This is a genomic window from Streptomyces sp. NBC_01439 (assembly GCF_036227605.1).
GTDB lineage: Bacteria > Actinomycetota > Actinomycetes > Streptomycetales > Streptomycetaceae > Streptomyces.
In genome coordinates, this window is the sequence record NZ_CP109487.1 from 776532 (window position 1) to 790275 (window position 13744).

At 70.6% G+C, this 13744-nt stretch carries 13 protein-coding genes; 9 read left to right on the top strand and 4 right to left on the bottom strand.

The window, feature by feature from the left end; genetic code table 11:
• Nucleotides 1-7: 7 nt before the first annotated feature.
• Nucleotides 8-1153: an SMI1/KNR4 family protein gene (locus OG207_RS03650; protein WP_329095814.1), complete on the top strand. Its 1146-nt coding sequence runs from the start codon at nucleotides 8-10 to the stop codon at nucleotides 1151-1153.
• Nucleotides 1154-1451: 298 nt separating this feature from the next.
• Here OG207_RS03650 and OG207_RS03655 read toward each other — a convergent pair whose 3' ends face one another.
• Nucleotides 1452-3029 (bottom strand): sulfite oxidase, encoded by a 1578-nt coding sequence (locus OG207_RS03655; protein WP_329095816.1) that lies wholly within the window; start codon nucleotides 3027-3029, stop codon nucleotides 1452-1454.
• A 561-nt stretch (nucleotides 3030-3590) separates the two neighbouring features.
• On the opposite strand from OG207_RS03655, the gene sigK reads away from it, so the two are divergent.
• The 5 genes from sigK (at nucleotide 3591) to OG207_RS03680 (ending at nucleotide 7330) form a co-directional block, all read left to right on the top strand.
• Nucleotides 3591-4196 carry an ECF RNA polymerase sigma factor SigK gene (sigK, locus tag OG207_RS03660; RefSeq protein WP_329107416.1) on the top strand — a complete coding sequence of 202 codons (606 nt, stop codon included), beginning with the start codon at nucleotides 3591-3593 and terminating at the stop codon, nucleotides 4194-4196.
• A complete protein-coding gene (locus tag OG207_RS03665; RefSeq protein WP_329095817.1) occupies nucleotides 4193-4942 on the top strand; it encodes an anti-sigma factor in 750 nt (249 codons plus the stop codon). The genes sigK and OG207_RS03665 overlap by 4 nt, the downstream gene beginning before the upstream one ends.
• 115 nt (nucleotides 4943-5057) lie before the next feature.
• Nucleotides 5058-5540, top strand: coding sequence for a peroxiredoxin (locus tag OG207_RS03670; protein ID WP_329095818.1), 483 nt, complete (start codon nucleotides 5058-5060; stop codon nucleotides 5538-5540).
• 276 nt (nucleotides 5541-5816) lie between these two features.
• Nucleotides 5817-6047, top strand: coding sequence for a hypothetical protein (locus tag OG207_RS03675; protein WP_329095820.1), 231 nt, complete (start codon nucleotides 5817-5819; stop codon nucleotides 6045-6047).
• The gene (locus tag OG207_RS03680; RefSeq protein ID WP_329095822.1) at nucleotides 6044-7330 is read left to right on the top strand and encodes a cyclopropane-fatty-acyl-phospholipid synthase family protein; all 1287 of its coding nucleotides are present in this window, start codon (nucleotides 6044-6046) and stop codon (nucleotides 7328-7330) included. Before OG207_RS03675 ends, OG207_RS03680 begins: the two co-directional genes overlap by 4 nt.
• Before the next feature lie 185 nt (nucleotides 7331-7515).
• Here OG207_RS03680 and OG207_RS03685 read toward each other — a convergent pair whose 3' ends face one another.
• Nucleotides 7516-7812, bottom strand: a complete 297-nt coding sequence (locus OG207_RS03685; RefSeq protein WP_329095824.1) for a barstar family protein — start codon at nucleotides 7810-7812, stop codon at nucleotides 7516-7518.
• Between the two features lie 297 nt (nucleotides 7813-8109).
• On the bottom strand, nucleotides 8110-9375 hold the full coding sequence (locus OG207_RS03690) for an IS701 family transposase (RefSeq protein ID WP_329095407.1): 1266 nt from the start codon (nucleotides 9373-9375) through the stop codon (nucleotides 8110-8112).
• 240 nt (nucleotides 9376-9615) lie between these two features.
• Here OG207_RS03690 and OG207_RS03695 point away from each other — a divergent pair, with 240 nt between their 5' ends.
• Both OG207_RS03695 and OG207_RS03700 read left to right on the top strand, forming a co-directional pair.
• Nucleotides 9616-10140, top strand: a complete 525-nt coding sequence (locus OG207_RS03695) for an AAA family ATPase (protein ID WP_329095826.1) — start codon at nucleotides 9616-9618, stop codon at nucleotides 10138-10140.
• Nucleotides 10141-10507: 367 nt separating this feature from the next.
• Nucleotides 10508-11386 (top strand): GNAT family N-acetyltransferase, encoded by an 879-nt coding sequence (locus tag OG207_RS03700; protein WP_329095828.1) that lies wholly within the window; start codon nucleotides 10508-10510, stop codon nucleotides 11384-11386.
• A 75-nt stretch (nucleotides 11387-11461) separates the two neighbouring features.
• On the opposite strand, the gene OG207_RS03705 is transcribed toward OG207_RS03700, so the two are convergent.
• Nucleotides 11462-12301 carry a LysR family transcriptional regulator gene (locus tag OG207_RS03705; RefSeq protein ID WP_329095829.1) on the bottom strand — a complete coding sequence of 280 codons (840 nt, stop codon included), beginning with the start codon at nucleotides 12299-12301 and terminating at the stop codon, nucleotides 11462-11464.
• 107 nt (nucleotides 12302-12408) lie between these two features.
• Here OG207_RS03705 and OG207_RS03710 point away from each other — a divergent pair, with 107 nt between their 5' ends.
• Nucleotides 12409-13134, top strand: coding sequence for an SDR family NAD(P)-dependent oxidoreductase (locus OG207_RS03710; RefSeq protein WP_329095831.1), 726 nt, complete (start codon nucleotides 12409-12411; stop codon nucleotides 13132-13134).
• The last annotated feature ends 610 nt before the right edge of the window (nucleotides 13135-13744 follow it).

Genomic DNA, 13744 nt, shown 5'->3' on the forward strand with positions numbered 1-13744 from the left:
CGCCCCTATGAGATCAGACCTGGTCCAGGACTCATGGACTCGCATCGACGCGTGGCTGCGCGAGCACGCGCCCCGCACGTTTGCCACGCTTCGGCCGCCCGCAGGAGACGAAGAGATCGCAGCAGTGCAACAGGAACTGGGGGTCACCTTTCCTCCGGACCTGGTCGCTTCGCTCCTCCGGCACAACGGGGCGCTGGAGGGACCCGAGGCTTTCTGCTTCAGCACGGGCGACCGGCTGCTCGGGGTGAGCGGAATCCTCAGGGACACCGGGTTCCTGCGTGGCATCGGCCAGGGCCTCGACGGGGAGGCCGAGGGCTACTGGCTTCATGACTACGTGAAGTTCGGTTCTTACGACGTGACGTCGGACGGTCTTCTGATGGATTGCCGTACCGGGCGGGATTCCTTCGGTGCGATCGGACGGTTCTTCGACGAGACCGGCACCAGTTTCGGGCAGGCCGACTCGCTGGGTGAGTACCTGGCCGAACTGGCCGACACGCTCGAGCGCGGCCAGGACGCCGGTGTCGTCACCTTCAACGGCCGGCTGTTCTGGGAGGGGCGTCCGCCTGCCAGGCCGCAGTACATTGCCGACGAGCCCCTTCCAGCACCGGATGAGCAGCTGCCAGAGCTGGACCTTTCCTACAGTCCCACCGACATCCTCCACGTGAGCCACCTGGACGGGCATGAGGAACTCGGTGCGCTGATCGCAGTCCTGCCGTATGAGCAGGTGGTCGACGCCGCGCGGAAGCAGCTGCGCAGACTGGCGGTCGAAACGGGTCTGAACAACTACCCGGAGGTCAAGACAGCCCTGGACGCGTGGGAGCGCGGTGCGGCCCCGCCGCAGCCGGACCAGACAGGCCCGCTCGCCTTGCGACTCCGCGCGGTGCTCGCACAGGCCGACACCGGCCGAGACCGCACGCGCAGGTGGGCCGCGGAGAAAATAGCCCTCGGAATCTGGGGGTCCCCGTACAGGTCCGTGTGCGAGAGCGCGGAGACCCGGAGTCACTTCACTCTCGACTGGCGTGCGGACCTGCATGCGGACCTGGGCAATCAGCCCCTGCCGCCGATACCTGACGATCGATTCTGGGGGGCGCTGCGCAACCCGGCCATCGACTCCAGTTGGTACGCGGCCCAGTACACCCAAGATCAGGACTGACTCCAGGGGGGTTCGGTTCCGCGTGAGCGCATGTGGCGGTTATCGCCAGACGAAGCACTCAATAGGGATCTTCAGCGCTGCCGCTCCAGCGTGAGGATGGCCTTGGCGATTGACGTCATGCGGTTGGGGCTGCACCGGGACCCCACGTCGGAGCTCTTCGAAGCCGGCCATCGGCACCGTCCGGCTCTGCGGGTCGTCTCATGACTGGCGCGGTGAGGGCTCCTTCCCCCGCCCCTTGACCATCCCGCGGGTCCGCACCACGGCGGTGCCGGGTCGGCCGTGGGCCTGTCCGGTGGTCTCAGGCGACGGTGACGAAGACGCTGTGCCAGCCGCTCGCGCCGTCGGGTACGGTTCGGGCGCGCTGCTCGGTCTGCACCGCCCCGGTGCCGTCAGTGGCGCGGACGGTGATCGTGTGCCCGCCGGGGGCGGCGTTCCAGCGGTAGGACCACTGGCGCCAGGTGTCGACGGTGTCCTGGGCGCCGAGCTCCGCGTCCTGCCAGGGGCCGTCGTCGATGCGGAGCTCGACGCGGGTGATGCCGCGGCGCTGGGCCCAGGCGACGCCGGCGACCACCACCGTGCCGGCGGTGGGGCGGGCGAAGGGCTTGGGGGTGTCGATGCGGGACTGGGTCTTGATCGGCGCCCGCCGGGCCCACTTGCGCTTCACCCAGTACGGGTCGTAGGCGTCGAAGGTGGTGAGCTCGATGTCGGTGATCCACTTGCACGCCGACACGTACCCGTACAGGCCGGGAACGAGCATGCGGACGGGGAAGCCGTGGTCGAACGGGAGCGGTTCGCCGTTCATCCCGACCGCGAGGATCGCGTCGCGGCCGTCCATGACGTCCTCGACCGGCGAACCGAGCGTCATGCCGTCCACGGAGCGGGCCACCAGCTGATCGGCCGCACCGCCCTTCGACGGCGGTTTCACCCCGCACTCGGCCAGCAGATCGGCCAGGCGTGCGCCGAGCCAGCGGGCGTTGCCCAGGTAGGGTCCGCCGACCTCGTTCGAGACGCAGGTCAGGGTGATGTCCCGTTCGATGAGCGGGCGGGCCAGGAGCTCGTCGAGGGTGTAGGTACGGGGCCGGGTAACGCCCTTGCCGTGGATGCGCAGCCGCCAGGTGCCGGCGTCGACCATGGGGACGGCGAGTGCGGTGTCGACGCGGTAGAAGTCCCGGACGGGCGTGGTGAACGGGCTGATGCCGTCGACCTTCAGCTGGGTGCCGGCCGGAACCGCGGGAGCGGGAGAGGCGGGGGCCGGCAGGCTGAGCACGTCGCGCGAGGTGACGGCTCCCTGCCCCCGCTGGCCGGACAGCACGCGGCCCAGCGCTCCGGCGGTGGCTGCCGCGGCCGCTGTGGCGGCAGCGGCGTTGAGGAATCCCCGCCGGCTCCAACCGTCCCGGCTGCCCCCGGCTCTTCTCGGCGAGCCGGTGGAGTTGGCTTTGCCTGCCAGGACGTACAGCACCGCAGCGCCCGCCACCGCGCCCGCCACGGAAGGCAGGACGTCCGCGGCTCCGGCACTGTCGGGCCGGCTCAGCGCGGCGGCCCCGCCGATGATCCCGAACACCAGCACCCCGGCCGCCCCCGCCCGCCGGTACCGGAGGGCGAGGAGGCCGAGGGCGACCGCGAACAGGCTCAGCAGGACGAGGATGCCGAGTTGGAGGACGAGCTTGTCGTTCTCCCCGAACGTGCGGATCGCGAAGTCCTTCACCGGCGCGGGGGTCCGGTCGATGACCGCGCCCCCGACCACCGTCACCGGTCCGGCCGCGGGCCGCCCGAGGGCGGCCGTCAGCTCGGCCACCGCCAGCGCGGTGAACCCGGCCAGCAGGCCGGACAGGGCCCCGAGGCCGGCCCGGCTGACGGTAGTGCGGAAGCTGCTCACATCCCCGCATTCGGCGGCGCCCACCCGGCGGATTGGCCCGTCACCCGAACGAATGAGTCCCCGGTCCCCGCTGTCGGGAGGCTTCAGGCCGTGGCGCACCGGAACCGTGCGGCTGCCGTCCGGGGCGCGAATTCACGGCGAACCGGGGCAGGGGGAGGCCAAAGCCGCCGCCGGGCTCTTCCGGACACGAACCATCGTCCCGCCTCCTTGGGGAGGGGTTTTCCGGCCGCGCGGAGGCCGCGCGGAGGCCGCGCGGCCGGTGAGGAGTCCGGTGACCGCCCGGTCCCTCGACCGTCCTCCGGAGTTCCCCGGCCTGCGGTTGGGCCCCGGCGGACCGGTCGCTCGCGCGGGGGAACGGGCGACCGGCTGCGCAACGAAAAGCCCTCCCATCCGCACGAACGTCCGCTCCGAAGAACCGTTCAGACCCACCCCTCGGATCCATGGCCGGACCGCTCCAGCACGGTGCGGTCCGGTCCACACCAGCGACGGACGAAGGACTCACATGCGATGGACACCCCGCCCCCGGACGGCCGGCCCAGGCCGCCGCTGCGGCCGGTCGCCATGGCCGGGGCCCGGCCGGTGAGCCAGCCGCTGCCGTTCCGTGCCCCCCGCCCCACCGGCCGCCCCGATCTCGCCGAGGTCGTGCAACAGGTCGCCCGCGGCGACGAGCGGGCCTTCTCCACCCTGTACGACGCCTTGGCACCCATGGTGTTCGGCATCGTGATCAGAGTCGTGCGCGACCGGGCGCAGTCCGAGGAGGTCGCCCAAGAGGTCATGATCGACCTGTGGCGGCAGGCCGCCCGCTACCGCCCCGAATCCGGCGCCGTCACCACATGGGCGGCGACGATCGCCCACCGGCGGGCCGTGGACCGGGTCCGCTCCGCCCAGGCGTCCGCCGACCGGGAACGCGCGCAGGCCGCCCGCGAGCACCGGACGGCGTTCGACGAGGTGGCCGAGCGGGTCGAGACGCGGCTCGAGAGCGAGCAAGTACGCCGTTGCCTGCGCGGCCTGACCGAACTCCAGCGCCAGGCCGTGACCTTGGCCTACTACCAGGGGCTCACCTACCGTGAAGTCGCCGAATCCCTGCACGTAGCACTGCCGACCATCAAGACGCGCATGCGCGACGGACTCATCCGGCTCCGCGACTGCATGGGGGTGACCACATGAACCAGCACCACACCGACCTCCACGCCCTTGCTGCGGCCTACGCCCTGAACGCCGTCGATCCCGCAGAACGCGAGGCGTTCAGCCGCCACCTGCAGCACTGCGCGGAATGCCGCCAGGAAGTGGCGGAGTTCGAGGCCACCGCCGCGCGGCTCGCGGTCGCCGTGGCCCGGGCCCCGTCGGCCGCCATGAAGCAGCGGACCCTGTCGGCGATCGACGGCGTACGCCAGCTCCCGCCGCGGGTGCCGGCTCCTGCTGCGGCGCATCGGTCCGGCGGGGGGCTGCTGCGCAAGGCCGGGCCCTTCGCACTGGTCGCCTGTCTGGCCGCCGCGTCCTTCGCGAGCCTGGCCGCTTGGCAGCACGAGCAGGGCGAGCAGTCCGCGCAGCGGGCCCTGCAGGCCGAAGAGCGGCTGGACGCCGTCAGCAGCGTCCTGGCGGCGCCCGACGCCCGTACCAGCCAGGGCAAGGCGGCCAACGGTGCGCTGATGACGTTCGTCTCCTCCGACCGCCGGAACATGGCCGTCGTCACCGCCACCGGCCTGCCCTCCCCGGCACCGGGCACGACCTACCAGCTGTGGCTGGACGTCGACGGCAGCATGCGGCCGGCCGGGTTCCTCCACGGCGACGGAACCGTCCCGGTCAAAGGTGACCCGGCCGCCGCCACCGCGGTCGGCCTCACCGTGGAGCCCGCCGGAGGTTCGTCCCGGCCCACCACCGATCCCCTGCTGCTGATGGCCCTGCCCGCCTGACGCACACCGCAACGGAGCCCAGCCACACTGCGAGCAACCGAAAACCGACATCCAACGTCCGACAACGGGCAACCGACATCCGGCAACCGGCGTCAGAACTAGAGAAGGAGGGCGCATGCCCAGTACCCCCAAGATCGGGAACCTCCTCGGAGAGTTCCGCCTCTCCGGCGGACAGCTCAGCGGAGAAACCTTCCGCCGCGGCCACTACAGCCTTCGCGCGCAGCGCGGAAACCCCGTGGTCCTCGCTTTCTACCCCGGCGACGACACGCCCGTCTGCACCGCACAGCTGTGCTCCTACTCCGACGGACTGGAGCAGCTGCAGTCCGCGGGGGCCGTGGTGTGGGGGATCAGCGCCCAAGACGTCGACAGCCACGAGCGGTTCGCCCGGGCCCGGCAGTTGAGGATGCCGCTCCTGTCCGACCCGGACCGGGCCGTGGCGCGGTCCTTCGGCATCACCGCGCCCCTGATCGGACTGAGGCGTTCGGTGTTCATCATCGACGCCGACGGCCGCTTGCACTGGAAGCACGTCACGGCCCTGGGCGCCACCTTCCCACCGGCCGCGGCCCTGGCCTCGCAGCTCGCGACCCTGCCGGTCTGAGCCCCGTACTGCGGCGCAGCCCGCGCCCGTCACCGGCAATCCGCACGACCTTCGGCTGCGAAGTACGCGTGAACCAGCCGCACACCAGCGGCGTGTCGAGTGGCGGGAGCAGTTGTGGTGGAACACCGGAAGACGGCGGTCATCGGCGCCGGCGGGGCAGGGGCGACCGGCGCCCGCACGCGGGCGGTCTCGTGCGCGAGGACCCTGTATGGGGCGCACGGAGGGCTCGGCGGCCACGCCGGTGCCGCTGGACTCCCCCGATGGGGCGGGCGGACCGTGGGCCCGCGTACGGCCGCCGACGACGGTCGCCGCGAACACGGTGCACCGGTGCTGCGGCCCTGGCGGGCACGCTTCGCCACGGCCCCCCGGGGAGCCTGCGGCGAACGCGGCTTCGCCGTCCTCCTCCAGCGCACGCGGCGCATCTCCCCCACCTGCTCGCAGGCCGGACTCCGCTTCCGCTGCCCCGCCGTCCGCCTGCCCCGCCTCGCCGTGGGAGGCGGCCGATGAGGCCCCCGGCCGAACGCCTCACCGCGCTGGTGAGCCACTTCTTCACCGGCCCGCTTCCCGTACGGCTGCGCGACTGGGAGGGCGTTGAGGCCGGACCTGCCGACGCCCCCGTGGTCGTGCTGCGTTCACCCGACGCCCTGCGCCGCCTGTTGTGGCAGCCCGGTGAGCTGGGCCTGGCCGAGGCCTACATCAGCGGCAACCTCGACGTGGAAGGCGACCTCGCCACCGCACTCTCCCAGGCCGGCCGGGCCGTGCGCGACCAGGGGGTCGTTCGTCCGCGGCCGGCCCAACTGGCGGCGGCCGCAGCCCTCGCCGTCGGGCTGGGCGCGGCGTCCTTGCCTCCTCGCCGGCCGGACGGGCGGGCGAGGCTCACCGGCCGTCTCCACAGCTCTTCCCGGGACCGCGCCGCGATCAGCCACCACTACGACGTGTCGAACGACTTCTACGCGTTGCTGCTCGACGAGTCGATGGCGTACTCGTGCGCCTACTGGGCCCGGCCTGCCGACGCCACGTACGGCCTGGCCGAGGCCCAGTGGGACAAGCTGGAGCTGATCTGCCGCAAGCTCGGACTGCGTGCCGGCGATCGGCTCCTGGACGTCGGGTGCGGCTGGGGCTCCCTCGCCGTGCACGCCGCCCGGGAACACAAGGTGCGCGTCACCGCGGTCACCCTGTCCCGGCAGCAGCGTGACTTCGTCGCCGCACGAGCCGCCCGCGAGGGCGTGGCCGAACTGGTGGAGGTCCAGCTGCGGCACTGGCGCCACATCGACGGCGGAGGGTACGACGCGGCCAGCGCCGTCGAGATGGGCGAACACGTCGGTGACGCCGAGTACCCCGCCTTCGCCGCCAAACTGCACGACGCACTGCGTCCCGAGGGCCGGCTCCTCATCCAGCAGATGTCACGCGGCGCCGACGCACCCGGTGGAGGGCCCTTCATCGAGACCTACATCGCGCCCGACATGCACATGCGGCCCGTCGGCCGCACCGCCGACCTGTTGGAGGCCGCGGGCCTGGAGATCCGCTTCGTCGAATCCCTGCGCGAGCACTACGCGGCCACGATCGACGCCTGGCGCACCCGTCTCGAAGACCGTTGGCCCGAGGTCGAGAACCTCGTCGGCGAGACCACCGGCCGGGTGTGGCGCCTCTACCTGGCCGGGGCATCGCTGGCCTTCTCAGAGCGTCGCATGGGCGTGGACCAACTACTGGCAGTACGCCCCACCCGCAACGGCGAATCGGCCATGCCCGCCACTCCCACCACCTGGTACACGCAAGCGAGCCGCCGGTGAGCGGCCGCCGAAGAGCGCGACCGGGGACGCTCAACGCCTCACTTCGTTGAGTTCTCAACGAAGTGAGAAAAGTGGGGAACGGGTGAGCATGCACGGGCCCCGCCGACCGTCAGGTCGGCGGGGGCCGGTGATCGTGAACGTCGGCTGGTCACAACTGATCAGCCCCGCCTCGAAGGCGAAGGGCGTCAGGCCCTCGCGTGGACAACGAGTCGGTTCTGCTGCCCATCGAAGATGTCGGCCAAGACCTGGGCCTCCCGGCGGGTTCCCTCGAAGAGTCCGTTCTGGTCGACGTGCACGACCAGAACATCGTGGCTGTCTATGACGTCCGAGATGCCGCCCGTCTCGATCGTGTCCGACCACGCGTCCAGGTTCCGACCGAACCACTCCGGCAGCCCGCACGGCTCGGTGACCGCGTCCCAGAAGTCATCGAGCGTCTCTATCTGCCGACCCCTCAGGTCAATCATCAGCTTGCTGTCCGTCATCGGAGCAGAGTAGCGCCCAGCAACTGTTCGCCGGCCGGTCAACGAGCAGCGGGGTCGGACGAGCTGCTGGAGGGGGTCGGTCGAAGCGCCCTGGTTGTCACGGCGAGGCATCTGCCTCGTCACACAACCTCATTCGGCAGCCCTGCTGTCACCGAAGGCTGGTCCCGGTGGCCCGCACGACGCTAGTAGGGCTTGGTCAGGTTGGGGTTGGTGTGGGTATGCCGCGGTGGCAGGTGGGGCATGCGCCGGTCCATGTCGCGAGGAGGGTTTGTAGCTCGCGGACGACTTGGTAGAGGCTCAGGCCGGCGCCATGTCTTTTGGGGCTCTGGCCAGTCGTTGCAGGGTGCAGAAGGCGTGGGCGACGGATACGAGGGTGACGTGGTGGTGCCATCCGTTCCAGGTGCGTCCCTCGAAGTGGGCAAGTCCCAGGGCCTGTTTCATCTCGCGGTAGTCGTGCTCGATGCGCCAGCGGAGCTTGGCCAGGCGGACCAGGGTGGTCAGCGGGGTGTCGGCGGGCAGGTCGGAGAGCCAGAACTGAACGGGTTCGCCCTGGTCGGCCGGCCACTCGGCCAGCAGCCAGCATGCGGGCAGTTCCGGGCCCTCGACCGTGTGGCGGACCTCGCGACCGGCAGGCCGGATCCGCAAGGCCACGAACCGCGAGTACATCCGCTTGAAGCCGCTGCGGCCGGTGCCGGGCCGGGAGCCCTCACGCCATTGCACTGGCTTCGCCGTCTTCCGGCCGGCCGCGATGACCAGCTGTTTCACCGACTGCGGCTTGTCCGGGTACTTCGCCACGGGTGGCCGTCCGTTCCCGGAGTAGGGCTCGGTCACCGGCACGGCTTCGCCGGGCTGGGCCGAGAGGGTGGTGGAGATCCCCACCATGTAGTTGAGGCCGCGGGCCTGCAGGCCGTGCCGGAATGCCGCCGCGTCTCCGTATCCGGCGTCCGCGACGGCCAGCGGCACCTCGATGCCCCACGAGCGGGTCTCATCCAGCATGTCCAGGGCCAGCTGCCATTTCTCCACATGCCCGGTGTCGTCGGGAATGCCGCAGGCGGTGCGGCGGGCGACCTTGGCCGGGTCCGCCTTCGGCGAGGCGGGGTCCCAGGCCTCGGGCTGGAACAGCCGCCAGTTGACCGCCACCGAGGCGTGGTCCGAGGCCAGGTGCAGGGAGACGCCCACCTGGCAGTTGGTGACCTTGCCCGCAGTGCCGGTGTACTGCCGCGAGACACACGCCGAGGCATTGCCGTCCTTGAGGAAGCCGGTGTCATCGAAGATCAGCACGGTGGGCCGGATCGCCTTCTCCATGCTCCAGGCCAGCCGGGCCCGCACATGCGCGGGGTCCCACGGGCTGGTGGTGATGAAGTGGGCCAGGGCCTGACGGTTCCCGTCCTCGCCCAGCCGGGCGGCCATCGGCTCGACCGACTTGCGCTGCCCGTCCGTGAGCAGGCCCCGCAGGTAAACCCGCCCCCACCGACGCTGATCCTTACGCGCGAACGGCTCGAAAACCTCCGCCGCGAAGTCCTCCAACTCGCCACGTACAGCTGCAATTTCCTCCGGCGTCACACGTCTTGAACGACTCACCGAGCCCTTAGGACACGCAACACCAGCCCCAACCTGACCAAGCCCTACTAGTGCTGTGACCGGAAAGGTTCACCGGCTCACGACGCCCGGTACGGCACCTCGCCGCGTTGTCGGACCGCGCAAGTACGTCCAGTACGAGCCGCGGTCCTCCGCCTTGCGATGCACCGCACCGAACGCCGCGAACCGGCAAACCTTTCCGGCCACAGCACTAGCGTCAGGTTCATGATCGTATGGCTCAACGGCACCCACGGCGCGGGCAAGACGACGACCAGTGCGTTCGTACAGCAGCTGATCCCGGATTCACGGGTGCTCGACGCCGAGAAGGTCGGCGAGACGCTCATGGACATCGCACCGGGGCTGCCCACGACGGACAACTTCCAGCACTGGCCGCCGTGGCGACCTCTCGTGGTCGAGACCGCCCGCCGCGTCCTCGAATACACCGGCGGCACCCTGGTGATGCCCATGACGGTGCTGGTCGAGCCGTACTGGCGCGAGATCAGCTCGGGCCTCGCCCAGCACGCCGTTCCGGTCCGACACTTCGTCCTCCATGCCGACCAGGACACCCTCCGCAGGCGCATCGCTGGCGACACCGTTCTCGGCCCCAACTCCCCGTTCCGTCTGCGATACCTCGAGCCCTACGCCGAGGCGGCCCGCACGTGGCTGCACGCCGAGGCCGAGGTCGTCGACACCACGCACCTCACACCCGCCCAGGCCGCCCAGCAGATCGCGGACGCCGTCAAGAGCTGAGAGAACGACCTTGCGACGCCTGGCCTCGAAGGTGACGACGCGCATTCCCTTGTGACGACGACCGTGCTTCGGCTCAGTGCGGCACTGCCGGGTCCGCATCGCAGCGTGGCCACGAGATGCGACGAGCCCGCGGTCCGCCATGGGGCGACCGTCCTCGTCGCGGCCGTCAACGAGTGGCTGTGGCCACACGCGCGCACCGCCTTTCGTTAACCCGTTGCCCAGGAACCAATCCGCCAGCTAGGTTCGCCCAGCCGCCTGCACGGGCAGGCCGGCGCTGTCGACGAGGAGGTGTGGAGCACATGCGCAGGAGTGCCAGGGAGTTGAGCTCGCGTACTGACCTTTGCCACCTCCTCACGACGGAGACACCTTGTCCCTCCGCATCACCCCACTGACCGACCCCGCTCACAAGCCGCACGGCCGGCGTCTTGCCTGGTTGGCATCGGACGCGGATTCCCTCCCCGCCGGGACCGCCTTTCTGCGCCTGTTCGATGGCGGACAAGAGCACCTGGCCGAGCTTGACCTGCGTGTTCATCCCGCGGAGCGCCGCAAGGGCGTCGGCTCCCGACTCCTCAACACCGCCATGGCGACCGCCCGAGACAACGCCCGACGCTGCGTTGTCGCGCAGGCGGAAGCCGGATCACCCGGCGACCGCTTTCTGGCAGCGCGCGGCTTCCGGAAGGTCCTCACCTTGAGGTTCACCCGCTTGCCACTGGCTGACGTGGATACCGCCGTCCTCGCCGAGATCATCGAGCGTCCGCATCCCGGCTACCGGCTGGTGTCATGGCAGGGAACCGTCCCCGACGACCTCGCCCAGACGTTCGCCGCGTCTCGCCGCGCCATGGACGACATGCCCATGGACGACACCGACTACGGCACCGTGACCTGGGACGTGGACCGTGTGCGGGCCGCCGCTAAGGCCGTCGAACAGCGCGGCGACCACCTGCACACCGTCGTCGCCATCGACGCCTCGAACGGCTCGATCGCCGGGTTCACCGAACTCGTCATCCCCGGCAACGGCGCAGGTGACGGCCAGCATTACGGCACCGGTGTGCTGCCCGAGCACCGTGGACACGGCCTCGGCCGATGGATGAAGGCCGAGTCGATCCGACAGGCCCGTAGGGACTATCCGGACCTCGGTGGCCTCCTGACCGACACCGCCGACAGCAACACGCACATGAGACAGATCAACGACGGTTTCGCCTACACACCCACGCACACAACACACCAGTATCAGCTCGAGCTCTAGCAGCGAGCGGACGAGCCGGACCGGGGCATCGCCCCATCGCCCCGCCCGGCCTGTCCGTGCTTTCGATGCACGGCCCTAGAGGCGCGTCGCGGTGCGGACGAGGTCGGCTACGGCTTTGGACCTGCTGTGCGGTGGCCAGGCGATGACGGTCGTGACAGCCGGTGCGTCCGACACCGGCACCGTCGCGTGATCGTCGCGCAGGTGGGCCCGGAGGGACTCGGGCACGACCGCGCAGGCCCGTCCGAGCGCGATCAGCTGGAACAGTTGGGTGTGGTCGCGGACCTTCGGGCCAGGCCCGTCCGGATGGCCCCCGCCCCGTCGAGGCCAGCGCGGCAGGGGCAGGTCCGTCAGGGTGGTGACCTCGGCCATCGACACGCGGGGTCGGTTGGCCAAGGGGTGCCCCGCGGGCAGGACCACGACCTGCTGTTCGGTGTGCAGGTCCTCGGTGTCGAGTCCGGCCGTCGTGTCGAAGGGCTGTTGGAGCAGAGCGACGTCGGCACGCCCGTCGCGCAGTAGCCTTTCCTGCTCGCCGGGCCCGCACAGCATCACCTCGACGGCGACCGCGCCGGGCTCGGCGGCGTAGGCGGCCAGCAGCTTCGACAACAGTTCGCTGGAGGCTCCGGCCTTCGTGGCCAGCACCACACCGAACGGGTCGGCAGCTGCGCGGCGGGTGCGGCGCTCGGCGGCTTCGACCGCGTCGAGTGCGGCCCGGGCCTCCCGCAGAAGCACCGACCCGGCCTCGGTCAAGGCGACCGCGCGAGCAGTGCGGTGCAGCAGAACCACCCCGAGCCGCCGCTCGAGCTGCTGGATCGCCCGCGACAGCGGTGGTTGCGCCATGGCGAGCCGCTGCGCCGCCCGCCCGAAGTGCAGCTCCTCCGCGACGGCGACGAAGTACTTCAACTCCCGCGTCTCCACCGCGTCATCGTATCCGGCACCCCCACCACGACCGATATCCGTACGGTATCGCCGCCCACCCAGTCGGTCTTGGACGTCCCTACCGAGTCCGCGCCACGCTTGAAGACATGAGTGAACAGATGATCGCGCTGGTGACCGGCGCGAACAAAGGAATCGGATACGAGATCGCGGCGGGCCTGGGCGCTCTCGGCTGGCGCATCGGCGTGGGCGCGCGGGATCAACAGCGCCGCGACACCGCGGTGGAGAAGCTGCGCGCAGCCGGGACCGACGCGTTCGGCGTCCCGCTCGACGTGGCGGACGACGCGAGTGTGGCCGCCGCGGCCGAGCTGATCGCCGACCGCGCCGGAGGGCTCGACGTCCTGGTCAACAACGCGGCGATCACCGGCGATATGCCGCAGATGCCCACCACGGTCGATCCGGCAACCGTACGAGTCGTCGTGGAAACCAACGTGATCGGGGTCATCCGCGTCACCAACGCGATGCTGCCCATGCTGCGCGGCTCGGCATCGCCACGGATCGTGAACATGTCCAGCAGCGTCGGCTCGCTCACCCTGCAGACCACGCCCGGCATCGACATGGGCCCGGTTCCTACTGCGTACTTGGCGTCCAAGACCTTCCTCAACGCCATCACCGTCCAATACGCCAAGGAACTGAGCGACACCAACATCCTGATCAACTCCGGCTGTCCCGGCTACACCGCCACCGACCTCAACGGCTTCCAGGGCGTCCGCACCCCCCACCAGGGCGCGGCGATCGCGATCCACCTCGCGACCCTGCCCGACGACGGACCGACCGGCGAATTCTTCGACGACGGTGGAACAGTGCCCTGGTGACAGGCTCACCGGCCCCTGGTGGTCCAGCTGATGTTCGTTGCTGGTGTGGCGGAAAGGGCTGGCGAAACGGGACGGCCACCGGAGTTCTGCGGTGGCCGTCCGCCGCACTTCAGATCCCGCCGGGGCCGAGAAGTTGTTCAGGGGGTCGACGGCGCGGGTGGTCGGCCGCGTCGGACCGCCGACCGGTCGTCCTCCGTGCGCCGCACTGTGCGCGTGCGTCCGCACCGACGTCGCCGACCCGCCACAACTGCGGCTCGCTCCCGCAGTCTTGTCGGAAGATCACAAGTTCCGCGGTGACCGGTCGGCTGCGGGCTACGCTCCCCGCACTGGGTTCCTCGACACCTGCGCCATCTGGGCAACCACGCTGAACGCCCGGGCCTGCCGTGAGATCGCCGTCGCCCGCGGTTGCTCTCCGCGCAAAATAGCCACCATCTCCACGACCTCGCACAGATCGGCCGGCATCTGGAGGTAGCCGTCGCGGTCCCGCCTTAACACACCCCGCACCGCGGCCGGGTAACCGGCCGTTGGCACCCCTCCCGTGGTCGCAGCGCCTCCGGTCACCAGCGTGTGAACGCGACGACGACGGCCCCCTGGTCCAGTCCGGGCCCTG

What these genes read in the sequence shown, in the direction of transcription:
- sigK (WP_329107416.1), top strand. Translation starts at nt 3,591, where the DNA reads ATGGCCGGGGCCCGGCCGGTGAGCCAGCCGCTGCCGTTCCGTGCCCCC.
- OG207_RS03670 (WP_329095818.1), top strand. Translation starts at nt 5,058, where the DNA reads ATGCCCAGTACCCCCAAGATCGGGAACCTCCTCGGAGAGTTCCGCCTC.
- OG207_RS03710 (WP_329095831.1), top strand. Translation starts at nt 12,409, where the DNA reads ATGAGTGAACAGATGATCGCGCTGGTGACCGGCGCGAACAAAGGAATC.
- OG207_RS03695 (WP_329095826.1), top strand. Translation starts at nt 9,616, where the DNA reads ATGATCGTATGGCTCAACGGCACCCACGGCGCGGGCAAGACGACGACC.
- OG207_RS03650 (WP_329095814.1), top strand. Translation starts at nt 8, where the DNA reads ATGAGATCAGACCTGGTCCAGGACTCATGGACTCGCATCGACGCGTGG.
- OG207_RS03680 (WP_329095822.1), top strand. Translation starts at nt 6,044, where the DNA reads ATGAGGCCCCCGGCCGAACGCCTCACCGCGCTGGTGAGCCACTTCTTC.
- OG207_RS03685 (WP_329095824.1), bottom strand. Translation starts at nt 7,812, where the DNA reads ATGACGGACAGCAAGCTGATGATTGACCTGAGGGGTCGGCAGATAGAG.
- OG207_RS03665 (WP_329095817.1), top strand. Translation starts at nt 4,193, where the DNA reads ATGAACCAGCACCACACCGACCTCCACGCCCTTGCTGCGGCCTACGCC.